The sequence below is a fragment of the Specibacter sp. NPDC078692 genome (assembly GCF_040686835.1).
Lineage (GTDB): Bacteria > Actinomycetota > Actinomycetes > Actinomycetales > Micrococcaceae > Specibacter.
The window spans coordinates 1-24,864 of sequence record NZ_JBFBLV010000043.1; the positions used below are offsets into that span (position 1 = coordinate 1).

Annotated in this window: 23 protein-coding genes and 3 pseudogenes; 11 read left to right on the forward strand and 15 right to left on the reverse strand. The window is 64.6% G+C overall.

Annotated elements, in window-relative coordinates:
- From AB0O97_RS18850 to AB0O97_RS18865, 4 genes and pseudogenes are all read left to right on the forward strand, one after another.
- Nucleotides 1–559 (forward strand): annotated as a pseudogene (locus tag AB0O97_RS18850) (hypothetical protein); the annotation flags it as partial.
- Nucleotides 560–735: 176 nt separating this feature from the next.
- Nucleotides 736–864 carry a hypothetical protein gene (locus AB0O97_RS18855; RefSeq protein WP_258069135.1) on the forward strand — a complete coding sequence of 43 codons (129 nt, stop codon included), beginning with the start codon at nt 736–738 and terminating at the stop codon, nt 862–864.
- 84 nt (nt 865–948) lie between these two features.
- Complete coding sequence (locus AB0O97_RS18860) at nt 949–1,404, forward strand: tyrosine-type recombinase/integrase (protein WP_363884749.1); 456 nt, start codon at nt 949–951, stop codon at nt 1,402–1,404.
- Nucleotides 1,337–1,654 (forward strand): tyrosine-type recombinase/integrase, encoded by a 318-nt coding sequence (locus tag AB0O97_RS18865; protein WP_104112089.1) that lies wholly within the window; start codon nt 1,337–1,339, stop codon nt 1,652–1,654. Before AB0O97_RS18860 ends, AB0O97_RS18865 begins: the two co-directional genes overlap by 68 nt.
- Nucleotides 1,655–1,950: 296 nt before the next feature.
- Here the strand turns inward: AB0O97_RS18865 and AB0O97_RS18870 are convergent, their stop codons facing one another.
- Nucleotides 1,951–2,529, reverse strand: coding sequence for a class I SAM-dependent methyltransferase (locus AB0O97_RS18870; protein ID WP_363884751.1), 579 nt, complete (start codon nt 2,527–2,529; stop codon nt 1,951–1,953).
- Nucleotides 2,530–3,344: 815 nt separating this feature from the next.
- Between AB0O97_RS18870 and AB0O97_RS18875 the strand changes: the two genes are divergently transcribed.
- Nucleotides 3,345–3,509 (forward strand): hypothetical protein, encoded by a 165-nt coding sequence (locus AB0O97_RS18875; protein ID WP_219817399.1) that lies wholly within the window; start codon nt 3,345–3,347, stop codon nt 3,507–3,509.
- A 7-nt stretch (nt 3,510–3,516) separates the two neighbouring features.
- On the forward strand, nt 3,517–4,194 hold the full coding sequence (locus AB0O97_RS18880; protein WP_104112087.1) for a hypothetical protein: 678 nt from the start codon (nt 3,517–3,519) through the stop codon (nt 4,192–4,194).
- A gap of 13 nt (nt 4,195–4,207) precedes the next feature.
- Here the strand turns inward: AB0O97_RS18880 and glgX are convergent, their stop codons facing one another.
- Nucleotides 4,208–6,382: a glycogen debranching protein GlgX gene (gene glgX, locus AB0O97_RS18885; protein WP_363884753.1), complete on the reverse strand. Its 2,175-nt coding sequence runs from the start codon at nt 6,380–6,382 to the stop codon at nt 4,208–4,210.
- A gap of 315 nt (nt 6,383–6,697) precedes the next feature.
- Here glgX and AB0O97_RS18890 point away from each other — a divergent pair, with 315 nt between their 5' ends.
- The 3 genes from AB0O97_RS18890 (at nt 6,698) to AB0O97_RS18900 (ending at nt 8,351) form a co-directional block, all read left to right on the forward strand.
- Nucleotides 6,698–7,522, forward strand: a complete 825-nt coding sequence (locus AB0O97_RS18890) for an AarF/UbiB family protein (protein WP_363884755.1) — start codon at nt 6,698–6,700, stop codon at nt 7,520–7,522.
- Between the two features lie 53 nt (nt 7,523–7,575).
- Nucleotides 7,576–7,950: a hypothetical protein gene (locus tag AB0O97_RS18895; protein ID WP_258069136.1), complete on the forward strand. Its 375-nt coding sequence runs from the start codon at nt 7,576–7,578 to the stop codon at nt 7,948–7,950.
- 146 nt (nt 7,951–8,096) lie between these two features.
- On the forward strand, nt 8,097–8,351 hold the full coding sequence (locus AB0O97_RS18900; protein ID WP_258069133.1) for a hypothetical protein: 255 nt from the start codon (nt 8,097–8,099) through the stop codon (nt 8,349–8,351).
- 40 nt (nt 8,352–8,391) lie between these two features.
- On the opposite strand, the gene AB0O97_RS18905 is transcribed toward AB0O97_RS18900, so the two are convergent.
- The 13 genes and pseudogenes from AB0O97_RS18905 to AB0O97_RS18965 all read right to left on the reverse strand — a co-directional run bounded on the left by AB0O97_RS18905 (nt 8,392) and on the right by AB0O97_RS18965 (nt 23,528).
- The gene (locus AB0O97_RS18905; protein WP_363884757.1) at nt 8,392–8,664 is read right to left on the reverse strand and encodes a hypothetical protein; all 273 of its coding nucleotides are present in this window, start codon (nt 8,662–8,664) and stop codon (nt 8,392–8,394) included.
- A 66-nt stretch (nt 8,665–8,730) separates the two neighbouring features.
- Complete coding sequence (locus AB0O97_RS18910; RefSeq protein WP_363884758.1) at nt 8,731–9,249, reverse strand: hypothetical protein; 519 nt, start codon at nt 9,247–9,249, stop codon at nt 8,731–8,733.
- A gap of 17 nt (nt 9,250–9,266) precedes the next feature.
- Nucleotides 9,267–9,476 (reverse strand): hypothetical protein, encoded by a 210-nt coding sequence (locus tag AB0O97_RS18915; RefSeq protein WP_146073289.1) that lies wholly within the window; start codon nt 9,474–9,476, stop codon nt 9,267–9,269.
- Nucleotides 9,477–9,708: 232 nt separating this feature from the next.
- Nucleotides 9,709–10,757: pseudogene (locus AB0O97_RS18920) on the reverse strand (zinc-dependent alcohol dehydrogenase family protein); the annotation flags it as partial.
- A gap of 120 nt (nt 10,758–10,877) precedes the next feature.
- Entirely contained in the window at nt 10,878–11,813 is a 936-nt protein-coding gene (locus tag AB0O97_RS18925) for a DMT family transporter (RefSeq protein WP_104112093.1), read from the reverse strand.
- A 306-nt stretch (nt 11,814–12,119) separates the two neighbouring features.
- On the reverse strand, nt 12,120–12,800 hold the full coding sequence (locus AB0O97_RS18930; protein ID WP_363884760.1) for an isoprenylcysteine carboxylmethyltransferase family protein: 681 nt from the start codon (nt 12,798–12,800) through the stop codon (nt 12,120–12,122).
- Nucleotides 12,793–13,011: a DUF2933 domain-containing protein gene (locus AB0O97_RS18935; RefSeq protein ID WP_104112092.1), complete on the reverse strand. Its 219-nt coding sequence runs from the start codon at nt 13,009–13,011 to the stop codon at nt 12,793–12,795. The genes AB0O97_RS18930 and AB0O97_RS18935 overlap by 8 nt, the downstream gene beginning before the upstream one ends.
- A gap of 50 nt (nt 13,012–13,061) precedes the next feature.
- The gene (locus AB0O97_RS18940; RefSeq protein ID WP_363884762.1) at nt 13,062–14,126 is read right to left on the reverse strand and encodes a type II glyceraldehyde-3-phosphate dehydrogenase; all 1,065 of its coding nucleotides are present in this window, start codon (nt 14,124–14,126) and stop codon (nt 13,062–13,064) included.
- Nucleotides 14,123–17,383, reverse strand: coding sequence for a beta-phosphoglucomutase family hydrolase (locus AB0O97_RS18945; RefSeq protein WP_258069132.1), 3,261 nt, complete (start codon nt 17,381–17,383; stop codon nt 14,123–14,125). The genes AB0O97_RS18940 and AB0O97_RS18945 overlap by 4 nt, the downstream gene beginning before the upstream one ends.
- A gap of 1 nt (nt 17,384) precedes the next feature.
- The gene (locus AB0O97_RS18950) at nt 17,385–19,790 is read right to left on the reverse strand and encodes a phosphoketolase family protein (RefSeq protein ID WP_363884764.1); all 2,406 of its coding nucleotides are present in this window, start codon (nt 19,788–19,790) and stop codon (nt 17,385–17,387) included.
- 54 nt (nt 19,791–19,844) lie between these two features.
- Nucleotides 19,845–22,322, reverse strand: a complete 2,478-nt coding sequence (locus AB0O97_RS18955) for a heavy metal translocating P-type ATPase (RefSeq protein WP_363884766.1) — start codon at nt 22,320–22,322, stop codon at nt 19,845–19,847.
- A gap of 143 nt (nt 22,323–22,465) precedes the next feature.
- Entirely contained in the window at nt 22,466–22,942 is a 477-nt protein-coding gene (locus AB0O97_RS18960; RefSeq protein ID WP_363884768.1) for a hypothetical protein, read from the reverse strand.
- 247 nt (nt 22,943–23,189) lie between these two features.
- Entirely contained in the window at nt 23,190–23,528 is a 339-nt protein-coding gene (locus AB0O97_RS18965; RefSeq protein ID WP_363884769.1) for a heavy metal-associated domain-containing protein, read from the reverse strand.
- Nucleotides 23,529–23,994: 466 nt separating this feature from the next.
- Here AB0O97_RS18965 and AB0O97_RS18970 point away from each other — a divergent pair, with 466 nt between their 5' ends.
- Both AB0O97_RS18970 and AB0O97_RS18975 read left to right on the forward strand, forming a co-directional pair.
- Nucleotides 23,995–24,378: a transposase gene (locus tag AB0O97_RS18970; protein ID WP_363884771.1), complete on the forward strand. Its 384-nt coding sequence runs from the start codon at nt 23,995–23,997 to the stop codon at nt 24,376–24,378.
- A 92-nt stretch (nt 24,379–24,470) separates the two neighbouring features.
- Nucleotides 24,471–24,864, forward strand: a pseudogene (locus AB0O97_RS18975) (hypothetical protein); the annotation flags it as partial.

A 24,864-nucleotide genomic window follows, 5' to 3' on the forward strand; every position in this document is an offset into this window, starting at 1 on the left:
CACTGTCCTCGCCACGGCTCTTGCCAGCGTCCTGACCCGTGGCGCCGCCGTCCGTGGAGGCCGCGGCAGCAAGTTCTTCGGCGAGCAGCCCGGCGGCCGGTTCAGCATCACCGGCGTTTCCGATGCCATGCTCCGATCGAACCTTGGACGGATCCGCATCGTTGATGTGAAGCCGAAGTCGCGGCTTGAGGATCCCGAAACTGTCGCCGTTTTCGATTGGACTGTCGAGGTTTGCGCCCAACATGGTTGGGACTACGAGGTGTGGTCATGGGCCTCGGAGACCATGCTCCGGAACATCAAGATGCTGGCCTGCGGGCGACTGTCGACTCATCTTGATCGACAGTTGGCCATGCGTGCCATCGACTCATGTAACGGGTCGGCTCCCTTAGTCGACATCGTCAGGGCCGTGTGTCCTTCGGAGACTGACGAGATGGCGGTGCGTCCGGTGATCCTCCATCTTTTGTGGCGGGGCATTCTCGCCGCCCACATGGAAACGCCTATCACTGACCGGACGCTGCTCATCCTTAGAATGGAGGAATCCGGTGAGTTCAACCTTTGATGTGACCGTGGGAGCCTTTGCGCTTCCTGGCCACGGAATTCGCATCGGAGCGGTTCAAGGAGTGAAAATACAAGATCCTGCGCAAGACGGCACTCGTCCTGTCTGAGGTCGACCACACTGGCACGTATCAGTGGGATATCTCAAGGAACACGGCTCCGAACGATGGACTCAATAGCGTGTTTCGCCCGGTTCAGGAGCAGTTCGAGGCGTGGCTGACCCAGCAAGGTCTGGTCCAGACCACACAGGAGCTGTACGCAACCGTTGGTCGCCGGACGCTGGCGTCGTGGCAAGGGCAGAGAATCTAAGGCCCTGCTGCTTTGACTGGCCCAGATGTGGCTTCAGCCTTGGTTGCACTGGCAGAGAGTTACCAGCCCGGCAGCATGCGGTCAGTGCTCACATCCGTGCGGGTGCTGTGCCGATTCCTCGAAGAAGCCACTGACTGCTCGGGCCTGGCCAGGGCTGTTCCACGGATCGTTTCACGGCGCGTAAGGCATGTTTCCGTGCTGTCCGTTGAGAAGGTCGTGTTGCTGACGAACTCGCCTGACCCGGGCAAGGTCGTCGGACGGCGTGATCGGGCGATGCTGTTGCTGGGGGCGCTTACCAGGTTGCGCCCCGTCGATATCGTTGCCCTGCACCTGCCCGATATTGACTGGCGGCAGGGACGCATCACCCTGGCGCAGCATAAGACCGATGCTGTGCTGACCCTGCCGTTGTTGGCGGATGTTGGGGAGGTGATCGCTGCCTATCTGCTGCATGACAGACCTGCCGGGGTGAACGATGACCAATGTGTTCCTTCGTGCACAGGCCCCGCACGTTGCCCTCGCGCCTTCAAACGGTTTGTATGACGTCTCAGCTCGCGCCCTTGCCCGGGCAGGACTCGGTTCCCAACCCGATCAGGGCCGCGGGTTTCGAGTGTTGAGATCATCTCTGGCGACCAGAATGCTCGAAGATGACACTCCGCTGCCGGTGATCTCCGGAGCGCTCGGCCACCGCAGCATTTCCTCGGCGAAGCACTATCTGAGCGCCGATGAGGAACGCATGCGGGCATGCTGTCTTGATTTCGCAGGGATCGAGCCGAGAAGGGCAATGCCATGAATCGTTTTGTCAGCGCCCTGGCGGCTCAGATTCAGGGCCTGCTGGATGTCAAGCATGCGATGGGGCTGCCCTATGAGTAATCCGGGCAGACATGTTCAGTTCGGTTCACATGTCGGTCGGTCTTCGCCTGTCTCTACTCCTCCGTTTCCCACGCTGATTGAAACGGCTACGTTCCGCGAAGTGCGCAGGCTGCAGCGAGATCGGTCCGCCCGGATATGCCTTAACGCCGTGGTCTTTGGTGACCATGCCCCAGCTCCAGCTGTGGCCGCGGATTACCAGCAGCGGCGCCCAACGACTTACCGCTTCCGTGCACGGAACCGCATTGCCTGGTGCACAAGACCGGTGCGTACAGATATATCGAGACCTACCTGCCGGGCTGTGGCTGTCAGTTCTGAAGGCTGCGCGAGCCGGTGCGGCGATCGGTCGACGAGGTGAATCAGCTTGGCTGCCGGCGAGGCGGTCAGATCATAACCGATCAGCATACCGCCCGGTCTTAGTACCCGAACTGCTTCCGCTATGGCAGCCTGCCAGTTCAGGACGTGATGGAGCATCAAGAAACTAAGCACAAAATCGAACGACGCGCTTTCAAAGGGAAGCGCCGTCGCGTCCGCTTGTTCCACCTTGGGAGCCGGGCTTGGGAAGCGACCGCGGGCGCTGGCTACCATACCCTCATCGAGGTCGGTGATCGTCAGACGAATTCCAGGTGCCCGCTGCAACAGCGCCGCCGCCATCGCGCCGCTGCCAGCACCTAGTTCGAGTACATCGCCACGAATATCGTGGCCTTGAAGCGCCCAGGGCAGGACGACAGATCCCGTGAAGTGCCGCCAGGAGGCGCTCCGGCAAAGCGCCGTTTCAATTCGGGACATCTTCGGCATAAAGCTCTCCGATCTAGAGGTCTGCAGCATGATTCTGAGAGGGCGGAAGGGCGGCACCATCTTACCCCCTGCAAGGCCGGTCGAAACAGCCCGCCTGTCGACGCTGGGCCCTGCCCTTTCGCGACCGAGCCTCTCTCGGCTCCCGGACAATCCAAGCAGCAGGGCAACAGATGCTCCTGGGGTCACGGATCCAGTCCAAGAACTGGTTGGAAAGAGTAGGAAAGGATTCACAAGTGCCTATCCAGGTCGCCCTGGATTCATCGACCGGCGGCACGCCTTGCGCCGGAGGCCGTAACGGAATCGTCGACTGGAAAATACTTAACTTAGTCCTTGCCTGTGTCAATTCAATATGCCTTCGAAGGAGTACGTAGATTCTTTCTTACGGCGGGTGCCGGTTCTCGGCCGGTCCCGAATGACATGGCGAGCTGAATAGGCGTCAGGGCATGGTTGACGGTCCCGCGGCCGCCGGAGGCAGAACGTCCTCGTCCCGCACAGTTCGGTGCATCACCTTCACCCCGCCCCCCGGTTACAGAGCGCAACCAGCAACGCGCCGCGGATCAAAAGAGGTGCCGTGCATAGAGCTGGGTCTACCTGCATTTTATTGATCAAAGATTCGTATGCGGCCGGAAGCCTGGGCCGAACCTTCCTCCCGCTTCACACCCCGGTCACGGCCCGCACCTGTCCTCCGCGCAAACGCGCCTCGGACACCCCCGTTAGCCGAGGGCGGCCCGAGACCCGTCCGACCCGTCCAAGCCGACCACGACCTGAAAACTCTCACCGTTGTCCACGGACCCGCCCTCCTTCACCGCCTGCACATGCCTGACCCCAGTGTGGCAGATACGGTACGGAGCCTGCCATGGTTCGCGGAACAGACACTCAACATCGGCGCCGGCGACGCGGCCGTCCTGGGCGTGCACGACGGCAGCCTGGTCGAAATTGCCAGCCGGGACGGCAGACCCCACGGGCCTGTATCTGTATGAAGACAACGTGATCGTTGAGGTCGTTGACGAACACAACCGCTCCGTGCCGCCGAGTGTGTACGGGGACAAAGCCCTGATTACGGTACTCTTCAGCCGGACCCAGCGACTCATCCGCTATGAACTGGACGACAACTTGCGGCTGGCGGCTGATAGTGGCAGCGCGGTTCTGCCCTTCAGGAGGATTGATGGCATTCAATGGCGCAGCTCGGACATCCTGCGACTGCCGGGGATATCGGGCGCAGAGGTGGCCGTACACCCGATCATGTTCCATCACGTACTGGATTCCCTGCCTGGGAGTGGATGGCAGGTAGTTCAGGAGGTGGACGGACTGCGGGTACTTTTGAGCGGCAGTTCGCATGGTGCAGGTTCGGATGGTGGAACGGATGCGGCGGTGGTGGACGCGCTCAGGGGCGCGTTGGTGGTACAGAATGTCCTTGTGCCGCGCATTTCAGTACACCGGGTGGACACCATCCCAAAAAACGCGACGGGCAAAACGCCGCTGATCAAGACGGCGTTCATAGAGCGGGTCCACTTTGAACCCTGGAGGTCGCTCAAAGATTTTTATGCGCGGTCGGAACCCTGGCCGAATGCTCCACCTGTTTCACGATCCTGCTCCACCGGCCCGGGGACCGTTCCCCGAAACCGTCGCCGCCCCGATGAGAACCCCGCTGGGACGGCTGCCTGACACCTCTGTACCATCACCCGGCCGCTGGCCCCCGAGCCAGGCCCTGGCAGTATGGGGTGTCGACGGGGTCTTTGGCATGTATCACAGCTCCCGGTTCCCGAAGAGCCAGCAGGGTGTGCGGCGGGACTTCCAGGACCCGCCCAGGAACCAGGTCTGTTCGGGCTGCCTCCAGGGAGCTGTCGAGGACGAGTTCCCAGTTCGGCGCGTATTCGGACGGTGGCAGGGTGAACTTCCGCGCCTCTGTGCCGGCGTTGAAGTAGAGCAGGAGGTCGGAGTCGGTCATCTTGCTGCCGGTAAGGTCGGAGCAGCGGATGCCGCTGCCGTTCAGGTACATTCCCAGCGCCAGTTCGGTGCCCCGGGTCCAGTCCGAGGGTGCCATCGGGCCGCCGTCCGGTCTCAGCCAGACGACGTCGGGCAACTGTCCGCCGTCGGGCTGGATGACGGGTTTTCCGCTGAAGAACCGGCGCCGGTGGAATGTGGGGTGTGCCGCGCGCAGCCGGCTGACGGCGACGGTGAATGCCAGGAGGTCTTGGTCCGCGCTGTTCCAGTTGATCCAGGCCAGGTCCGAGTCCTGGGCGTACGCGTTGTTGTTGCCGTGCTGGGTCCGCCCCACTTCGTCGCCGTGCAGGATCATCGGAACCCCTTGGGAAAGCAGCAGCGTGGCCATAAGGCTGCGCTGCCGCCTGGAGCGCAGCCGCAGGACGGCGGGGTCGGCGGTGGGTCCTTCGGCGCCGCCGTTCCAGGACCGGTTATGGGTTTCGCCGTCTCTGTTGTCTTCCCCGTTGGACTCGTTGTGCTTGTCGTTGTAGGACACAAGGTCAGCCAAAGTGAAGCCGTCATGGGCGGTGACGAAGTTGACGGAGGCCATGGGGCGCCGGCCCGAGTGCTCGTACAGGTCCGAGGAGCCGGTCAGGCGGGAGGCGAACTCGCCGAGGGTGGAAGGTTCGCCGCGCCAGAAATCCCGGATGGTGTCCCGGTATTTTCCGTTCCATTCACTCCAGTTCGGCGGGAAGTTTCCCACCTGGTAGCCGCCGGGCCCCAGGTCCCAAGGCTCGGCAATCAGTTTGACCTGGGAGACGACGGGGTCCTGCTGGACGAGGTCGAAAAAGCTGGAGAGCCGGTCGACGTCGTAGAATTCACGGGCTAGGGCGGCTGCCAGATCGAAACGGAAACCGTCCACGTGCATCTCGGTCACCCAGTACCTCAGGGAATCCATGATGAGCTGCAGGACATGCGGGGTGCGGACATTGAGCGAGTTTCCGGTGCCCGTGTAGTCCACATAGAACTCCCGTCGGGCCTCGTCAAGCCGGTAGTACGAGGCATTGTCGAGGCCCCGGAAGGACAGGGTGGGACCAAGATGGTTGCCTTCGCCGGTGTGATTGTAGACGACGTCGAGGATGACCTCGATCCCGGCCCGGTGGAGGGTGCGGACCATCGTCTTGAATTCCGTGACCGCACTGACCCCGTTGAGGGCGGAGGCATAGTCGTTATGTGGGGCGAGGAACCCGACGGTGTTGTATCCCCAGTAGTTCGACAGCCCCCCGTCGACAAGGAACCGGTCATGGATGAACTGCTGGACCGGCATCAGTTCGATGGCCGTGACACCGAGCTTTTGCAGATGCGCCACGATTGCAGGATGGGCCACGGCCGCGTAGGTTCCGCGCAGGGGTTCAGGGACCTCGGGGTGAAGCCGGGTCAGCCCCTTGACATGGGCCTCGTAGATCACCGTGTCGTGATAGGGGGTTTTCGGAGCCGTGTCGCCCTGCCAGTCGAATATGGGGTCGATGACCACGCCGGCCATCATGTGCGGCAGAGAGTCGGAGTCATCGCGTCGTCGCGGATCCGTCTGACTGTATGCAAAAAGCGCGGGATCCCAGTGCAGGGCACCTTCGACGGCCTTGGCATAGGGATCGAGCAGGAACTTATTGGGATTGAAGCGGTGGCCGGCGGATGGCTCGAAGGGGCCGTCCACCCGGTATCCGTAGCGCTGTCCCGGCCCCACCCCCGGCAGGTAGCCGTGCCAGACGTATCCATCGACTTCGGTCAGCGGCACCCGCATCTCGGAACCATCCCCGCCCACCAGGCACAGCGTCACCGCAGTACCGGACCGGGTGAACAGGGCGAAATTGGTGCCGCGTCCATCAAACGTGGCCCCCAGCGGATACGCGGTTCCCGGCCAGACACGCACTTCTACCATCTCCTTGCACATCCGGCGGTGGATCCATGCGCACCCGGCATGAGGTGCATTCCCAGGATCCCCATGATCACAGCCGCCAGCCCCAGAACGGTCAGCAACATGGCGGACGAGGACCGAAAGGTCCGCGCTACCTTCGTGCTGATCATGGACCCGTTTATTCCGTCCTGTGGGGCTGGTCGTCTACCGGTACTATTCTATAAGGCGTAGCAGTGGTCTCCGGACAAGCCGACTACTTGAGACCGACGTCATTCCGACCGTCTCGCGGCGATCCGCACTGCCGATCCCGCCTTCCAGCAAGGAGCACCTGTGGTCTCGAGCACTCACGTTGGGCGGTACCGGGAGATCGCCGAGGTTCTGGCCCGGCATGGTCTGGGCTTCCTCTCCGGCATCACCGGGCTTGAGCGGTGGGTCCCGTTCCATCACGGGGTGCTGGGCCATGAGCCCCGCGGGATGCCCTACACGAATCCCGAGCACCTTCGGCTGGCGTTTGAACAGCTTGGCCCGATGTTTATCAAGCTCGGCCAGCTGCTGTCAACGCGTTCGGATCTGCTGCCGCCGGAGTATCTGCAGGAGCTGGCCAGGCTTCAAGACGGGGCACCGCCGGTTCCCGTTGAGACGGTGCGCCGGCTGGTACAGCAGGAACTCGGCGACGTTCCTGAGGAGCTCTTCGCCGGGTTCGATGGCGAACCTCTGGCCAGTGCCTCGATTGGGCAGGCGCACGCTGCCATCCTCAAAGACGGGACGCGCGTCGTCGTCAAGGTCCGCCGGCCCGGCGTTGTTGCACGCATTCAGGAGGACCTGGAGATCCTGCAGAATCTGGCCGCCCAGGCGGCCCGCCGGTGGGAGGCTGCCGACGACGACGACCTGACCGGTCTGGCTGAGGAGTTCGCCCGGACCCTGCGTGCCGAACTCGACTATTTGCAGGAAGGGCGGAACGCGGAACGGTTCGCCGGGAACTTCGCCGGGGATCCGGACATTCACATTCCGCGGGTTTTCTGGCGCACCACCACCTCCCGGGTGCTGACCTTGGAGCGGATCAGCGGGGTGAAGATCGATGATCTGGAAGGCCTGGACCGGGCCGGGATTGATCGCCGCCCGCTGGCCGGCCGGGCGGTCGCCGCCATTGCGTAGATGATCTTCGAGGACGGTTTTTCCACGCCGACCCTCATCCGGGAAATCTTTTCATCGAAACGGGCGGCCGCATCGGGCTGATCGACTTCGGCATGGTCGGTGAAGTGGACGAGAAGCTGCGGGGGCAACTCGCCGTCCTGCTGGTCGCACTGGCCCGCTCCGACCCGGAGCGGGCCGCCTCAGCCTTGCTGGACCTATCTATCACGAAACGGCCCGTGGACCGTGCGCAGCTGCGCGCAGACCTCACCGCGGTCATGGCCCTTTATCAGGACCGCCAGCTGGCCGAGATTGACATCACGCCGCTGATCGGCCGGTTGCTCACCTTGCTGCGCGAGCACCACCTGCAGCTGGCTCGTGAAATAGCGCTGATCCTGAAAATGGTTCTCATGGCAGAAGGCATGGGGATCCGGATCCGGAATTCAACCTGACCGAGACGCTCAGCCCCTATGCGCAGCGGCTGGCACTGCAAAGCATCTCACCTTCCGCCTATGCCGGGCGGCTGGGACAGGCCGGTCTGGATGCCGCCGAACTGGGCGTAGAGCTGCCCGGGAAGATCCGCCGGATCCTTGACCTCATGGATACGGACGGCGTCGAACTGCATCTGCGCGCGGCCGAACTCGAGCCCCTCATGGGACGTGCCGAGCGCATCGGCAACCGCCTGGTGGCGGGCCTGGTGGCCGCCGCGTTCATCAGAGGTGTGGGCGAACTGGTCGTTGCAGACAAGGAAGAGTTCCGCCGATGGGCGCGGCCGCTTATGGGAGCAGGACTCGGTGCGGGCGCTACGCTGGGTTCCTATCTAGCCTGGACCGCGCGCCGGAAGAAACGCTGACCCGCCACCTGTCACTGTGACTGCTTTCAGGATCGGAGGATCAGTGGTTGTAGGACTGTCCCCGTACGGGGCCGGCCCCGGCTGTCGTGTTGTCCGGTGTCCCACTTAGGTCGAGCATGCCCCTGAGCAGATCCAGGACGGTTCCGGTGACGGCTCCGAGCGGGGCAGGACGAGATCCGGTTGGTGTGTCCTGGTCCGCCGTCAGGGCAGGTTCCCCCGGCTCGTCCGCGGGACGGACCGGGAAGGTAAGGCCCCGGGTATCCACCGGGAACCGGAACTCGTACAACGTCTGGTTGGCATGGCAGGTCGCCACGAAGGTGTCAGGACCGATGAGGCCGCTGAGAGCGCCGGCGAGACCATAGTCGAAGATGATCTGGAACTACATGGCCCACTCGCCGGCCAGCCGGATATGGCGGGTCTCGTCCAGGCGGCTGGCCAGCCGCCACGGCGGAGAGGTCGGCGGCAGTTCGGTGACCTGCCGCAGATCGGGACTGTCCAGCGGGATGGGATCGCCCACCCCCGGCTGATAGGGGCTGCGGCGGCGAAAAGACTCCCGGAAGCTGCGGAAATAGTGTTCGTCGAGCAGTTCGGCCAGGGACCGCGCCACCACTACGGCCGGCAGGCCCGGGTCCGGGGCCAGCGCTGCCGCGAGGGCACCGCGGGCCTGCGGGCCGAACACGACCGTCGACGCTTGGGCGGGTAGCAGCGGCATCACGCCGGCTACGATCTGTGCCGCCCGCACCCGGCAGGCCGGATAGTGCATCCGCTCCTGCAGCACCAGGTGCTCGTCACGGCACAGCTGCAACAGATGCGTCAGCGTGACCAGCGGCTCCGTCTCTGCCGCAATGGCCGTCCGGACCGACTCGACACGCTGTGGCAGCGGCAGTGGCCGGGTCAAGCAGGGGGCGCACTCCGTCACTGGCGCACCACCGAGCTGATCATCCGGGACAACAGCATGGGGGCAGCGGTGCCACTGCCGGCGTTCTCTGCACCGGGATCGTTGGCTGAGGACAGCGCGGCGCGGAACCGGTTTCCCGCTTGAACCATCCACCAAACGGCGGCCAGGGGAACGGGGAACCAACCCACGGCCGGTTCCATGCAACACGCAACATGCTGTTTACTCATCGGCATGTCCGGGCTCGTGTGCGGGTCTGTCCCAACCCGTGGCGGGCGAAAATTTTCAAAATCTCCTGATAGCGCTGCAAGCCTAGATTCATGGCAGTTGATGTTCCAATCTCCCATCAAAGTACATGCCCGTGGAGAAGCAGTACAAGGAAGGGACTCAGACACCTTACGGGACTCTTGTTCCTTTGTAGTTCCTCCGATCAGGTTGCTTCAGGCTCCTCAATGAAGCCGGCTAACGCGTGATCACAACCTTCAAGGCGTTGGTTTCAGACGCCCGGGGAAGGTGTCGTACGCATCCAGGATGTTCTCCAGGGCCAACCTGTGGGTCGCAAATTTCTCCGCAGGGAGCTTTTGCTGGGCCACCAGCCTGAGAAGCATGGGCGTGGAGTTGGTGTTAACGAGCCCCATGCTGATGTTGATGTTCTGGATCCACAGATCCTCGAAGTACAGTTCGACATGCTTTCCGTGAACACCCACGTTGGCGACGTTGCCTCCGGGCCGGTCGGTCTGGGTGGCCATCTCGAACCTCTGGGGTAGGCCCACGGCTTCAATGGCAACATCCACGCCCAGGCCATCCGTCAGGGCCAGGACCTGTTCTTTCCAACCGGATCCGGAAACGACGGTCTCGGTGGCGCCGAAGGTTTTGGCCTGCTCCAGCCGGTTCCCGTCGAGGTCGATGGCGATGATGGTCGCGGCCTCGTGAAGTCCTGCCGTGGCGATTGCTGCCAGCCCGACCGGCCCGGCGCCGATCACCGCGACCGTATCGCCGGGCTTGACCCGGCCGTACTGGACGCCGATTTCAAACCCTGTGGGCAGGATGTCCGAGAGCATGACGGCCTGCTCGTCGCTGACCTCTTCGGGCAGCAGGTGCAGCGAGTTACCCGCATAAGGGACGCGCACATATTCGGCCTGGGTGCCGTCAATGAGGTGGCCGACGATCCAGCCGATGCCGGACTGTCCTTCATCGCCCAGGCAGTGCGAGTACAGCCCTGTCCGGCAGTTGGCGCAGTGCCCGCACGATTTGATGCAGGAGATAATGACCCGGTCGCCGACTTTGAGGCTGCCGACGGACGCGCCGACCTCCGTGATCGTGCCGACCCCTTCGTGGCCGAGGATCCGTCCGGGCTGGATGGCGGGGACGTCACCTTTGAAGATGTGCAGGTCGGTACCGCAGATGCTAGTCGTGTCGATCCGCACGATGGCGTCAGTGGGGTTGACGATTTTTGGGTCAGGTACGTCCGGCCAGGATTTCTGTCCCGGTCCGCCGGAAACAAGTGCCTTCCTTGCGCCTTCTCAGTGTTGCCCCGCGGCAAGCGTTCGGACAACTAAGCATTTCGACCGCTGTGACCGGTGTGAGCATACCAAGGCGCAGGGCACCCCGGCCAGCGGACGTTGTGCCGTCTATCGGCCTGGAAACTTCCGGGGCGACTGGACACGGCGTTTCCCAGGCACTGTCAGGAAGCCCATGGACAGTACAACCAGGCCCATGCCGACAACACTCCAGAAGGTCAGGGGTTCTCCCAGGACGAGTATCGACAACAAGATGCCGAACACCGGCACGAGGAAGGTCCACGCCGAAAGTGTATCCAAGCGGCAGTGCTGGACCTCGGTAAACCAGCCGAGGAATGCCGCGGCGGTCCCCACGAGGGACAAATACAGGAGAATGCCGACGAACCGTGCACTCCAATTTATGGTCGGGGTCCCCTCGGTCAGCCAGGCTGCCAGCGCCAGTATTAAGCCGCCGATTACGAAATGCCACCCGATCACCGGCAGAACGTTGGCCTTCAGCTGCCTGGAAATAAGCGTTCCGGCCGTAATCGCCAGAGCAGAGATCAACGACAGCCAAGCCCCGGTGCCCGCGCCAGCCGGCGCGGCCACAGCCAGCAGCCCGGCAAAGCCAACACCAACTGCGGCCAACGTCCGCGGTGACACTTTTTCCTTGTAGATCCACCAGGCCGGAAACACGATGAGCAATGGCTGGGCGTTGGACAGGACCGAGGCGGCCCCCGTCGAGAGCCCGACCAGGCCGCCGAACATGGCACCGAAGGCCACCGAAACGTTGACAACGCCCAGCACCGTTATCAGCAGCCAGGTCCGGCGTCCACGTGGCATCGGCGTCCGCCGCAGCCCCGCCACCGCGAGGAGGGCTGCGCCGGCGAGGAGCGCCCGCAACGTGGCGAACCACAGGACCGGCGCGTCCTTCAGACCGATGTCGATGGCCATAAAGCAGGATCCCCAAGCAAAGGTGATCCAGAGCATGCGCAGCGGCTTCGGCCGCCGCAAGGGGTGCCCCCGTCCGGCCGGTCCCGCAGTGATGCCTCCATCATGCTTACGCATGGGAGCACCGTGGTTGCCGCCGCTGGAACGGAATCGGGACGAAGGGCGGTCCGAGAGGTTCATGAACGTTCGTCCTCATCTCCTACAGCCGTGATCATTGACTTGAATTCCGGGCCGGTACGTGATCATCAGGCTACGCGAAACGGAGCCAGCGACCCGGCGGGTACCGTCCCGCTGCCGGCCGCACGTAAGCGGCCAAGGGCGCCGGGGCAGCAGCGATGGCTGCGCCCCGGAGAACCGGCAGCAGGAACGACAGCCATCACGAGAATAGGAAATGACCGGTCGAGGCTGGCGGCGCACCGGCCGCTACCGGGTGTCCGAGCCATGCGGCCCGGTGGGCCTCGGGTTGGTCTTACCCGGCCTCGGCCTCGGTATGAAGGCGGGCACCCGGCGGGCATAGTCGCGGTATTCATCCCCGAATTCGGCCGTCATGTCCTTCTCCTCGTGTTTGGCCAGTCGGTGGTAGACCACGGCGAGGATCGGAAACATGATCAGTGTCAGGAGGGTGGGCCACTGCAGCAGGAAACCGAACATGATGGTCAGGAACCCCAGGTACTGGGGGTGGCGCACGCGGGCGTAGATGCCGGTGGCCGCCAGCCGGTTTTCGCGTTGGGCGGCGTAGAGGATCCGCCATGCCTGGTAGAGCAGGATGAAGCCGGCGGCGATGAGCACGTTGCTGAGCAGGTGCAGCGGGTTCAGGTGCGGGTCCCCCTGCCAGCCGAAAAGGTCCTGCCACAGGTGCCCGCGGTTGTGTGTCAGCAGGTTCAAGTCGGGGAACCGGCTGCCCAGCCAGCCGGAGAGGAAGTAGATGGTCAGCGGGAAGCCGTACATCTCGCTGAACAGGGCGATGATGAAGGCCGCGAAGCCGCCGAAACCCCGCCAGTCCAGTTTCGTCCGGGGCTTGACGAAGCTGAACGCGAAAATAATGAAGATGGCCGAGTTCAGGATCACCAGGAACCAGAGGTTGTAGCCGTAGTCTTCAGGCATCGTTCGTCCTTCCTCCGGTAGTGTGCCCGTGGCCGCCGTGGCCGCCGTGGCCGAAGAGGTGCATCCCCAGCATCCCGGCGACGAAGAGGTAGGGCAGTGCGTCGAGTAGGTGCAGCCAGTGGCTGGTCAGCAGGTAGATCACGGCAACGATAATCAGGACGGTCAGCCCGCCACGGATAAGCAAGGCCCTGCGGTCAGGAACCGGATGCATGGGAAGACGCGGCTCTGGCTGGCTGCCGTCCGGATGCTGGTGGTCGTGGCTCATGGATGGTCTTCCGGCAGGGCGGGCACATTCTCGGTGAGGAAGTCCTTTCTCATGCCTAGTGTTGAGTCGGTGATCTTCATGGAGGCCGCCGCATTGGGAGCCGTTTCGGTCAGGGCGCGGATGGCGTCGATGGTTTCGGGCACGACGATGGCCTCGTTGTAGACCTGGTAGGTCAGGAAGGCCTCGTCGCCCTGGACGGTGACCAGGTCCTCCCAGACCGCGACTTCCCACATGTCCCCGCGGGGCCGGCCGAGGTCCTTCATCAGTTCGATGGTCGAGTTCAGCGCGACTAGCCCGTCGGCCATCCGGATGAACGCGATGCGCGGTGCGGCCCGCAGCGCCGCGAGGACTTCCTCCCGGCTGGCTGCCCGGGTGAGCTGGAGGGTCCAGTAGTGGTTATGGGTCTGGGTGTGGGCCCCCTTGGCCGCGATGGTCACCAGGTCAAGGCCGGGCAGGACCGTTTGGGCGTCCGGGCCCTGGTGCGACGGTATCTTCGGTTCCGGGACCATCGTGTTCATGATCCCGCCCAGGTGCGACTCCCACGGGTCGGTGGCCCGGCGGATGAGGACTCCGCGGGCCTTGGCCAGCAGCCCGGCATCCTGCAGTGCACCCAGGACCCGCACGATGCTGGTGGTGTTGCAGGAGACCACCCGGGTCATGTCCCGTCCCAGGGCACTGTCAAAGTTGGCCTGGGCGACGAACGAATGCCCCGTTGTCTCGTGGGCTTCCCCGCCCTGCAGAATGACCTTGACACCTGCCTCCCGGTAGCGGGGCAGGTTGACCGCTGCTACGTGTTTGGGCGTCGTGTCGGCAATGACGTCAACCTGTCCCAGCAGATCTTCCAGGCCCCCGGCGACGGACAGCCCCGCCCGGCCCATGGCCTCCCGCGCTTCGTCGGTGGAGGCGAACAGGGGAAATCGCCCGGCGGCGGACTGGATCCGCCAGTCAGTGACGACGTCGGCGATGCCGACCAGTTCCATGTCGGGCTGCAGGGCGACGGCGTCCGCCACCCGTTTGCCGATGACCCCGTATCCGTTGACGCCCACTCTGATCTTGCTCATTGGTCTGCCTTTCCGGTTTGCGGTTGCGTGGTTTCTTGTATGGTTGGTCCCTGGCCTGACGGTCCCGGCGTTCGGGGCCGCGCTATGGGGAATTCCTTTTCGTCGCCGCCGGCGAGCAGCACGTAGCTTCCGGCGACGCCGACGCGGACCGGGGGGGCGGTGCAGGGCTGCAGCCGGACCCGCAGGTGTTCCGGGCTCAGGTGCATGTCGATCCGGTGGCCCCGGTACCGGACCTGGAATCCGACGCTGCCCAGGTGGGCGGGCAGCCGGGGATCAAAGGTCAGGGCATCCGCCTCCATCTGAAGCCCGGCAAAGGAGCGCATCACAATGTCGACCGTCCCGGACATGGCGCCCAGATGGATCCCCTCCCGCGTGGTGCCGCCCTGGGTGTCGTCCAGGTCGGCGATCAGGGCTTCGCGGAAGACCTGCCACGCCCGGGACGTGTCGAACCGGGCGAGCACCGAGGCATGCACCACGCGGCTGAGCGTGGACCCGTCCGCGGTGCGGGAGAGGTAATAGTCCATGGTGCGTTCCAGGTCCGCTTCGGTGACCTGGTAGCCGAGCCGGTCCAGCTGGCCGGTCACGCCGGCGGGCCCGAGCAGGTAGATGAGCATCAGCACGTCGGCCTGTTTAGCCAGCTTGTACCGGTTCGTGGCGTCGTTTTCGGCTTCGAGGATCAGGTCCAGCCGCCCGATGTTGCCGTATGTGGTGCGGTAGCGGGCCCAGTCCAGTTCGCTCAGGTCATCGTACCCGTCGAACTGGCTGATCACCCCGTCGGCGTGGAAAGGGACAGCGAGCCTGGAACCGAGCCGCGACCATTCGCTGATCTCATCGGGGGTGATGTGCAGCCGGTCGGTCAGGTGGTCGCCGGGATGGCCTGCCAGTTCGTCCAGCACGTCGGCCGCGCGGTCGCAAACCCAGGAGAGCAGCACGTTGGTGTAGGCGTTATCGCGCAGGCCGGCCCCGGGCGCATCCGGGTATCCGTCGTGGTACTCGTCTGGTCCCATGACCCCGTCGATGTGATACCTGTCCGCAGAGGGGTCGAAGGCCGCCAGGGAGGCGAACATTCGGGTCACCTCAATGATCAGTTCCGCCCCGCGCGCGGCCAGCCAGTCCCGATCGCCCGTGGCCTGGAAGTGCTGCCAAGCGTTGTAGGCGACGGCGAGTCCGACGTGGCGCTGGCGGCTGGAGTTATCCGGCATCCACCGGGCCGAGCGGGTGTTATAAAGCCCGCGGGGGGTCTCCTCCCGGCCGTCGCTGCCGCTCTGCCAAGGAAACAGGGCACCTTTGAGGCCGTGTGCCCGCGTGGCCTCACGCGCCGTGTCCAGCCGGCGCCACCGGTATTCCAGTAGTGCGCGGCTCACGTGCGGGAGGCGGGACCCGATCACAGGCATGACGAATAGCTCGTCCCAAAAGACGTGCCCGCGGTATCCTTCCCCGTGCAGGCCCCGAGCAGTCACGCCGGCGTCCAAGGTCCCACTGTGTTCCGAGATGGCCTGTAGTACGTGGAATACGTGCAGATTAAGGATCAACTGCGACTGCCGGTCCGCGTCCAGGGTGATCCCGAACCGGTCCCACAGTCGGCGCCAGGCCGCTTCGTGGTCTCGGAGCAGCGCGTCGAATCCGTCACCGTTCCGGGACAGCTCCGCCAAAACGGCGACCGACGGCGATGAGATGGCGGCGTCCCGGGAGGTTGCCAGCGCCGCCGTCTTGGTCATCGTGGCCGGTTCTCCGTCGGCCAGGCGGAGCTCGAACTGTCGCAGATACCGTCCGTTACTGTTTTCAGTATCACGGGATTTCACCTCCGGGCCGTCGAATTCGGTTCGCACCGCGGCGGCGATGCGTATTCGGCTCTGGTTGGTTTGGACGTCACAGAGAACGGTGTTGCCGTCCGTCTCGGTAAATGTCACGTCGGTCAGATGCATCTGGCCGGTGCCGACGTAGGCACCCACGTTTGAGTTGGCGACCTGTGCGTCGATGCCTGTGCGGATGCTCACGGTGCCGGTGAAGCCGTGGGCCGTCACGGTCATCTCCAGGGCCGCCAGGTGGGGGTTGTCCATGGAGACCAGTCGCCGCTGCGCAACGGCCAATTGCCCGCCTTCGGGACCCGTGAGGGTGGCGCGGCGGGTGAGCACGCCGCGGCGCAGGTCGAGTTCGCTTCGTTCCTCGGAAACCACTATCTCGCCGGTTGACCACCAGTGGCCGTCGCCAATGCGGATGTCGAGCGGCAGCCAGTTGGGGACGTTGACCAGGTGCTCTTCTTCCAGCTCGCGGCTGTGGATGAGACCCGTGGTCCTGTTGTAGACGCCGGCCAGGTAGGTGCCGGGATAGTGGATCCCGTTATCGCGGTGCTCCGGGCGCGCACCGCGCGTGGCCATGTATCCGTTGCCCAGGGCGGTCAGGGCCTCCCGGTGGCCCTCGTGCGCCGGGTCGAATCCTTCGTAGACCAGCGTCCAGGGGTCGGTGCGCGAGGCCCCGAGATCCAGCTGGCCGACGTCGCCGAGGACGATGTCGGCACCGGCCGCCTCCAGTTGCTCCCGGTACCCTGTGCGGTCGATCCCGACCACCAGTCCGAAACCGCCGGCGCTGCCGGCCCGGACCCCGGCCACGGCATCCTCGATGACCACGGCACGCCCCGGCGGCACGCCGAGCCGGCGGGCCGCCTCGAGGAATGTCGCCGGATCCGGCTTGCCGGGCAGACCCTGATCCGCGGCCACTTGGCCGTCAACGATCACATCAAATGCCGGCGCCAGGCCCGCGGCCTCCAGCAAAACCTGCGCGTTGCGGCTGGCAGTGACGAGAGCCACGGGAATGCCCCCGTCGCGCAGCCGCTCCAGCAGCGCGACGGTTCCCGGATAGGCGCTGACACCGTCCCGGTCCAGCGCGGCCAGAAACAGGTCATTCTTGCGGGCCCCCAGCCCGGCAACAGTCCAGGCATCCGGCCCGTCCCCTGCGCTCCCTGCGGGAAGCCGGATGTCGCGGGAGGCCAAGAAGGCGCGGATGCCGTCTTCGCGGCTCCGCCCGTCCACGTAAAGCCGGTAGTCCCGGTCTGCGTCGAACGGCGGCGTGTCCGCTCCCACGCCGGATCCCGAGTCGGCCAGGACGGAATCGAAGAGCTCCTTCCAGGCGGCCGCGTGCACACTGGCGGTCCGGGTGACCACCCCGTCCATGTCGAAGAGCACCGCCTCATAGGGCAGTCTGGTGTGGTGCGCGGGCGTCTGGGGCGGGTGTAGTCCGCCGGGCCGAGCGGAGGCCATGCTAAACGGGTTCCTCTCGTGATTCATCAGCCGGCCATTGCCAGTTCCTGATTTCTGGCATGTCTTCGCCATGGGTGCGGATGTACTGGCGGTGCTCGATGAGTTTGTTCTTCAGCTCCTCGCGGACGTGGGCGGACACATCCTTGAGCCGCGGCACCCGGTCGATGACGTCGATGGCCAGGTTGAACCGGTCGATCTCGTTGAGCACGCACATATCGAACGGTGTTGTGGTGGTGCCTTCTTCCTTGTACCCGCGGACGTGGAAGTTGCCGTGGTTGGTGCGCCGGTACGTGAGCCGGTGAATCAGCCACGGATAGCCGTGGTAGGCGAAGATCACCGGCTTGCCCGAGGTGAACAGCGCGTCAAACTCACGGTCCGTCAGGCCGTGGGAGTTCTCGGCGTTATCCTGCAGCCGGAGCAGGTCCACCACGTTGACCACCCGGATGGACAGGTCCGGGAAATGGGAGCGCAGGATATCCACGGCGGCGAGGTTTTCCATCGTCGGCACGTCCCCGGCGCAGGCCATAACCACGTCGGGTTCGGTGTCTTTGTCGGTGCTCGCCCAGTCCCAGATGCCGATGCCCTTGGTGCAGTGCGCGATGGCGTCAGCCATGCTCAGGTACTGCAGCTGCGGCTGTTTGCCAGCGACGATGACGTTGACGTACTGGCGGCTGCGCAGGCAGTGATCGGCCACGGACAGCAATGTGTTCGCATCCGGTGGCAGGTAGACCCGCACTACCTCAGGCTTCTTGTTCAATACGAGGTCGATGAATCCGGGGTCCTGGTGCGAGAACCCGTTGTGATCCTGCCGCCAAACGTGTGAAGTCAACAGGTAGTTCAGGGAGGCGACGGGCCGCCGCCAGGGGATTCCGTTGCTGGTGTCCAGCCATTTGGCGTGCTGGTTGAACATCGAATCCACGATGTGAATGAACGCCTCGTAGCAGGAGAAGAACCCGTGACGGCCGGTAAGCAGGTAGCCTTCGAGCCAGCCCTGGCAGGTGTGTTCGGAGAGAATCTCCATGACCCTCCCGTCACGGGCCAGATGGTCGTCTTCGGGGACGGTCTGTGCGTTCCAGGTACGGTCGGTGGCTTCCAGGACTGCTGAGAGGCGGTTTGAGTTGTTCTCATCCGGGGCAAAGACCCGGAAGTTCTCCATGTTCGCCGCCATGACATCGCGCAACATTTGCCCGAGGACACGTGTTCCTTCCACCGCACCGGTGCCAGGTTCTGTCACCGGCACAGCGTAGTCGCGGAAATCCGGCATCCGCAGGTCTCGCAGCAGGATTCCGCCGTTGGCGTGCGGGGTGGCGCTCATCCGCTTTGGCCCCGAAGGGTGGAGGTTGCGAATGGATTCGACAGGGGCCCCGGACTCGTCGAAGAGTTCCTCCGGGCGGTAGCTGCGTAGCCACTGCTCCAGGACTTCTCGGTGGCTCTCGTTTTCCCGAGCGGCGCTGAACGGTACCTGGTGGGAGCGCCAGGAGCCCTCGACCTTTTTCCCGTCGACCTCGGCCGGGCCCGTCCACCCCTTTGGGGACCGAAGAACGACCATCGGCCAACGGGGCCGTTCCGTTGCTCCTTCCTCTTGGGCGGCGCGTTTGATCTCTTGGATTTCATTGAGGCAGGCATCGAGCGCGCGGGCGAAGTCCTGGTGCATATGCTCCGGGTCTACGCCCTCCACGTAGTAGGGGGTGTGGCCGTAGCCGCGCAGCAGCCCGTCCAGTTCGTCCCGGTCCATGCGGGCCAGGACCGTGGGATTGGCGATCTTGTAGCCGTTCAGGTGCAGGATCGGCAGGACAGCACCGTCACGTGCCGGGTTCATGAACTTGTTCGAGTGCCAGCTCGCCGCCAGCGGCCCGGTCTCTGCCTCCCCGTCCCCCACGACGGCGGCGACGATCAGATCCGGGTTGTCAAAAGCCGCCCCGTAGGCGTGGGACAGGGCATACCCCAACTCCCCGCCTTCGTGAATGGATCCCGGGGTTTCCGGGGCGACGTGGCTGGGTATGCCTCCCGGGAAGGAGAACTGCTTGAACAGCCGTTTCATCCCAGCCAGGTCCTGGGACACATCAGGATACGTCTCGCTGTAGGTTCCCTCCAGCCACCCCGCCGCGACCGGCCCGGGCCCCCCGTGACCCGGGCCCATGACGTACATCATCTCCAGATCCCGTTCCATGATGGCCCGGTTCAAATGGGCGTAAATGAAGTTCAGTCCCGGGGTGGTGCCCCAGTGCCCCAGCAGCCGCGGCTTAATATGCTCCGGCAGCAGCGGCTCGTGCAGCAGCGGGTTGTCCATCAGATAGATCTGCCCCACGGACAGATAGTTTGCCGCCCGCCACCAGGCATGGATGCGCTGAAGCTGATCGGGTGTCAGTACGCGATCCTTCTCGGACAGTTCCTGAGTGTGGTTCATGGTTGTAGTTGCCTTTCGCCTTGGTCATGACGGTCGTAATCTGAAATGCTGTATCTACTTCGCGCCGGAGGGTTGGGGTGCGGGAGCGGCCTTCGTGGCCTGGCCCATGGTCCCGCCCGGCTGCGGCAGGTGAAGCCGCTTCAAGAGCAGGGCGTTGACGGCGACGATCACGCTGGAACCGGACATGGAGATGGCCGCGATCTCGGGGCTGAGCATGATGCCGAAGGCCGGGTAGAAGACCCCGGCGGCGATCGGCAGGGCGATCACGTTGTAGCCGATGGCCCAGGCCAGGTTTTGTCGCATCTTGCGCACAGTGCCCTTGCCGATGCGCAGCGCGATGGGCACGTCCAATGGATCGGAGCGCATCAGCACGACGTCGGCGGTCTCGATCGCCACGTCGGTGCCGGCGCCGATGGCGATGCCCAGATCGGCCTGGGCCAGTGCGGGGGCGTCGTTGACGCCGTCGCCGACCATGGCGACCCGTTTACCCGCCTTCTGCAGTTCTGTCACCTTGGCTGACTTGTCCTCGGGCAGCACCTCGGCGATGACGGTGTCGATTCCCAGCTGGGCGGCGATGCGTTTGGCGGTGGCCTCGTTGTCGCCGGTGAGCATGACCACTTCGATCCCGGCCTCGTGCAGGGCGGCCACGGCGGGGGCGGCGGTTTCGCGGGCGGCGTCGGCCAAGGCGATGACGCCGGCGGCGCGGCCGTCGACGGCGACCAGCACAGCGGTGCGCCCGGTGGAGGCCAGTGCCTCGCGCTGTTCGGCCACGGGGCCGATGTCGACGCCTTCGGCGGCCATGAGTCTGCGGTTCCCGACGGAGACCTGTCGCCCGTTCACGGTGGCTCCGGCGCCGTGTCCGGGGACATTCCGGAAGGACTTGGCGTCCAGCGAGGGCACGCCCCGGGTGACGGCGTAGTTGACGACGGCGGCGGCGAGGGGATGCTCGGATTCGCGTTCGACGGCGGCGACGAGAGCCAGGAGTTCATCCTCGCCGATGCCGTGGGCGATGAAATCGGTGACTTCCGGTTCGCCCTTGGTCAGGGTGCCGGTCTTGTCAAGAATGACGGTGTCGATGCGGGCGGAGGTTTCCAGTGCCGTGGCGTTCTTGAACAGCACGCCGCGTTTGGCGCCCAACCCGGTGCCGACCATGATCGCGGTGGGGGTGGCCAGGCCGAGGGCGTCGGGGCAGGTGATGACCACCACGGTGATGGCGAACAGGATGGCCTGGGCCACGCTGGCGCCGGCCAGCCACCAGGCCAGGAACGTCGCCGAGCCGCCAATCAGTGCCACTAGCACTAGCCAGAACGCGGCCCGGTCGGCCAGGCGCTGGCCCGGGGCCTTGGAGTTCTGGGCCTCCTGCACCAGTGCGACGATCTGCGCCAGGGCGGTGTCGGCGCCGACCTTGGTGGCGCGCACGCGCAGGGTGCCGGTGGTGTTCACCGATGCGCCGATCACCTCCGAGCCGGCGGATTTGGCGACCGGCAGGCTTTCGCCGGTGACCATGGATTCGTCGATTTCGGACTCGCCGTCCTCCACCATGCCGTCGGTGGGGATCTTCGATCCCGGGCGGACCAGCATCAGGTCACCGGGCATCACCTCGGCGGTCGGGACTTCCACCGTTTGTCCATCGCGGATGACCAGGGCCATCGAGGGTGCGAGCTCGAGCAGTGTACGGACGGCGTCGTTGGCGCCCCCCCGCGCCCGCATTTCGAACCAGTGGCCCAACAGCACGAAGGTGGCCAGGACGGTGGCCGCCTCATAGAACACGTCACCGCCGCCGCTCAGCGTGACAAAGAGGCTGTAGAGCCAGCCCGCTCCGACGCCGACGGCGACCAGGACCATCATGTCCAAGGTGCGGGCCTTCAACGCGCGGTAGGCGCCGTCGAAGAAGATCCAGGCCGAGTAGAAAATCACCGGCAGGGACAGGATCAAGGCGAAGACGTCGTCGCGCAGGCCGAATGGGGCCGGGACCGTGAAGCCGAGGACCTCGCGCCCGATAGGCGACCAGAGGGTGATGGGTATCGAGAGCAGGGCCGCGAGCAGGAACCGGTTGCGCATGTCCCGGATCATGGATTCCATCGACATGCCGTGCCCGCCGTGCCCGCCGTGGCCCATGACTTCCTGCGCGTCTCGGACCGCAGCCTGGCCATGGCCGGCAAGCTCCCCGTGATCGCTCGCGTCCTGAACCGGGATGTCAGCGCGGCCCGGTGCCGCGGGTTCCTTCAGCGCCGTCGTTCCGGGTCCTGAATGGGTTCCGTGCCCGGCATGGTCTTCGTGCATGGGGTCGCAGATGTGCTCCGGCACCGACTGTCCGGCGCAGTGGTAACCGCACTCACGCACCCACCGGGTCAGCTCCGCGACCGTGGTCTGGTCCGGGTCGAAAGTGACGTTGGCGGTCTGCGCCACCGGGTTGGTTTCCACGCTGAGTACCCCCGGCCGGCGGGACAGCATGGATTCGCTGACGGACTTTGACGAGGCCCAGTGGACGCCTGCCACCTCCATGACCGCGGTTTGGGTTTTCTGATTCATAATGATTGTCCCTTTCGGAAATGAGTTACTTCATGTGGTCCTAAAGTTCCAGCTCAGCTCATTGCTCGCCGGGAGCACGCCGCGGCGGAAGGAGCTGAACGTCAGCTGATGCCAAGAAGCCAGCGGATCCGGGCAGAGATGTCCTAAATGCGGAGGGTGGAAAGCAGGACCAGAGAGGCGGGGTTCGTCTGCCTCGTGGAGGTGTCGGCTGCGGCCGTTGGCGGCTTTACCATCACGAAAGTGGGGCTGAAACCAGGTCTGTCCGAAACAGATAACGTCATCAGGGCAGGGGCTAGGCCGGTGGAGCAGTTCGCTTGCTGCCCCTCGCCAGGTGGGCAATGGCCAGGGCGGGCCGGATTCCCGGGGAAGGCTGATGCGTTGACGTCCGCTGCAGCAGCTCCGTCGTTGGAGAGGTTGTGGCTACCATCGGGCGATTTTGAATCCGACAGTACGGAGGACGCGAGGTGGTGGCTCCACCCGGAGGCTTCGGACGACTGGCCTGAGTTCGTCTGCAAGCCAATGACGCCTGCGGCAATAACGGCGAGCACCGCAAGTGCCGCGAACCACGCGGACAAGGGGGAGCGAATGTCGCGGAGCCCTGCACCAGACATTGTGTTCACCCCCCCCCTGATCCTCGATCCGAAAGTCCTGCCGTGGCGCAGACCCCACTTTCGAGCATACAGTATCGTTAGGCGCCTTGAGCCGTTGTTTCCAGCGACCGCACCAGCGCGAGGCCTTCACCTAGTGGCGGAAGGGTCCAGGGGAATAACGAATTGGGAGCCCACGGATGCGTCTTCGCCGGCGTTTTCGCGTGTAACGGGGTGCCCGCGCCGGCCCGCACAGTGCGGGCCGGCGCGGCGGATGTGGCTATCTGCTTCCGGCGAGCTCATAGCCTGCATCGGCTACCGCGGCGCGGACAGCCTCCCGGGACAACGGTCCGGTACTGCGCACCGTAACCGTCGAGGTGCCGCGCGGCACCAGCGAGACCTGGATGTCGTTGACACCGTCCAGTTTGCCGATCTCACTGGAGACGCTGGAGGTGCAGCCCCCGCACGTCATGCCGTCGACCAGATACTCAGCGACAGTGGAGGCAGGGGTACTCGTTTGTATCTGCAGTCCTGAGTCCCCGGCCGGGCCGCAGCAGGAACAGCCTGCCTGGCTCGAAGCGTTGCGGGAGGTTTCCTGGGCCGTAGGTCCGCACATCATGATCTCCTCAATATGGTTGGTAGAGGTGCGGTGGACCGGGTCTCCCTGTGGAGGTAGCCCGGCTCAGCACCGCGGGGGACCTTCATTGCGTAGGGCCCTTCGCGGGTCTGAGACAGCGTGTTCCGGTAATCTCAAGGTATACCCCCATGGGGTATATGTCAATGGATTATCCTTGTGTCTTGGCTCATGTTTCGAGCAACGCTTCCCGGGTTTCACCGGTTGAGTTCTGTTGGCAGGCGGATCCAAAAGCTCGACGTAAAACGGGGGGCAGGGTGCCGGAAGAATGCGCCCGGTGTTGTTCCAAGGGATTCGTGGTGTAACCGGCCCCGGGGAAGGTGCCGGCGGTGTTGGTGCCGTTGTGGTCCTGGGTAGTTGGTGTTCTTCATTTGGTGGTGTGGCGGTCCCCGGTCTGGGCGTGTCCTTTGGGAAAATTGGGTAATTGATTCCCGGGACTCTGGAGTGATTGATGACGTTAGGTCTGGCGCCGACGCAGGGTGACTTGCTGCGCAGCACGGTTAACTTTTGTCATGACCGGGTCGCCGAGGACTCCATTTATGCGGTGTTGCATCGGGAGTGCTTCAATTTGTTCCCGGATGAGATGTTCGCTGATCTCTTTACCGATGTGGGCCGGCGCAGTGTGCCGCCGATGATCGTTGCCGTTGTCATGGTCCTGCAGCGGATCGAGGGCTGCTCGGACCGTGAAGTGGTGGACCGATTCGCTTTTGACGCGCGCTGGAAGTACGCCGCGGGCGGGCTGGACTTTGATTACCAGGGGTTCGTGCACACCGTGCTGGTGGACATGCGGGCCCGTTTGGCCGCCTCGAATGCTCCCGAACGAATTTTCAGGTGACCTTGGACGCGGCGAGGGCGGCCGGGTTGGTGAGGCGCAAGCGGGTGCTGGATTCAACCCCGTTGTATGACGCGGTGGCCACGATGGATACCATGACGCTTCTCCGCTCGGGCATCCGGGGCCTGCTGCGGGTCGCCGATGCCGGGTTGGAGGCCCGGCTGCGTGCGGTCCTTACCCGGGATGATGACTACGCCTCGGCGGGGAAACCGGTGTGTGCGTGGGATGATGCGGCGGCCCGGAAACAGGTCGTGGATGCCTTGGCCAAGGACGGGCACGCGGCCCTTACCGTGCTGGAAGGGCAGGAGCTGGAGACGGCTGTGGCACAGGCCGGGGAGTTGCTGGCGACACTGCTGGGCCAGGACCTGGATTGCGTGGACGGGGTGTTCCACATCGCCGGGCTGCTCGCCGAAGAACTTGCTGCCGCGGCCTCCACGGACGGCGGCGCCACGGGTCAGGACGCTGGCAAGAGCCGTGGCGAGGACAGTG

Coding starts and splice junctions, on each gene's coding strand:
- AB0O97_RS18865 (WP_104112089.1), top strand. CDS start 1,337: ATGACCAATGTGTTCCTTCGTGCACAGGCCCCGCACGTTGCCCTCGCG.
- AB0O97_RS18870 (WP_363884751.1), bottom strand. CDS start 2,529: ATGCCGAAGATGTCCCGAATTGAAACGGCGCTTTGCCGGAGCGCCTCC.
- AB0O97_RS18875 (WP_219817399.1), top strand. CDS start 3,345: ATGCCTGACCCCAGTGTGGCAGATACGGTACGGAGCCTGCCATGGTTC.
- AB0O97_RS18900 (WP_258069133.1), top strand. CDS start 8,097: ATGGATACGGACGGCGTCGAACTGCATCTGCGCGCGGCCGAACTCGAG.
- AB0O97_RS18915 (WP_146073289.1), bottom strand. CDS start 9,476: ATGAGTAAACAGCATGTTGCGTGTTGCATGGAACCGGCCGTGGGTTGG.
- AB0O97_RS18925 (WP_104112093.1), bottom strand. CDS start 11,813: ATGCGTAAGCATGATGGAGGCATCACTGCGGGACCGGCCGGACGGGGG.
- AB0O97_RS18930 (WP_363884760.1), bottom strand. CDS start 12,800: ATGCCTGAAGACTACGGCTACAACCTCTGGTTCCTGGTGATCCTGAAC.
- AB0O97_RS18935 (WP_104112092.1), bottom strand. CDS start 13,011: ATGCATCCGGTTCCTGACCGCAGGGCCTTGCTTATCCGTGGCGGGCTG.
- AB0O97_RS18940 (WP_363884762.1), bottom strand. CDS start 14,126: ATGAGCAAGATCAGAGTGGGCGTCAACGGATACGGGGTCATCGGCAAA.
- AB0O97_RS18945 (WP_258069132.1), bottom strand. CDS start 17,383: ATGGCCTCCGCTCGGCCCGGCGGACTACACCCGCCCCAGACGCCCGCG.
- AB0O97_RS18950 (WP_363884764.1), bottom strand. CDS start 19,790: ATGAACCACACTCAGGAACTGTCCGAGAAGGATCGCGTACTGACACCC.
- AB0O97_RS18955 (WP_363884766.1), bottom strand. CDS start 22,322: ATGAATCAGAAAACCCAAACCGCGGTCATGGAGGTGGCAGGCGTCCAC.
- AB0O97_RS18965 (WP_363884769.1), bottom strand. CDS start 23,528: ATGATGTGCGGACCTACGGCCCAGGAAACCTCCCGCAACGCTTCGAGC.
- AB0O97_RS18970 (WP_363884771.1), top strand. CDS start 23,995: ATGACGTTAGGTCTGGCGCCGACGCAGGGTGACTTGCTGCGCAGCACG.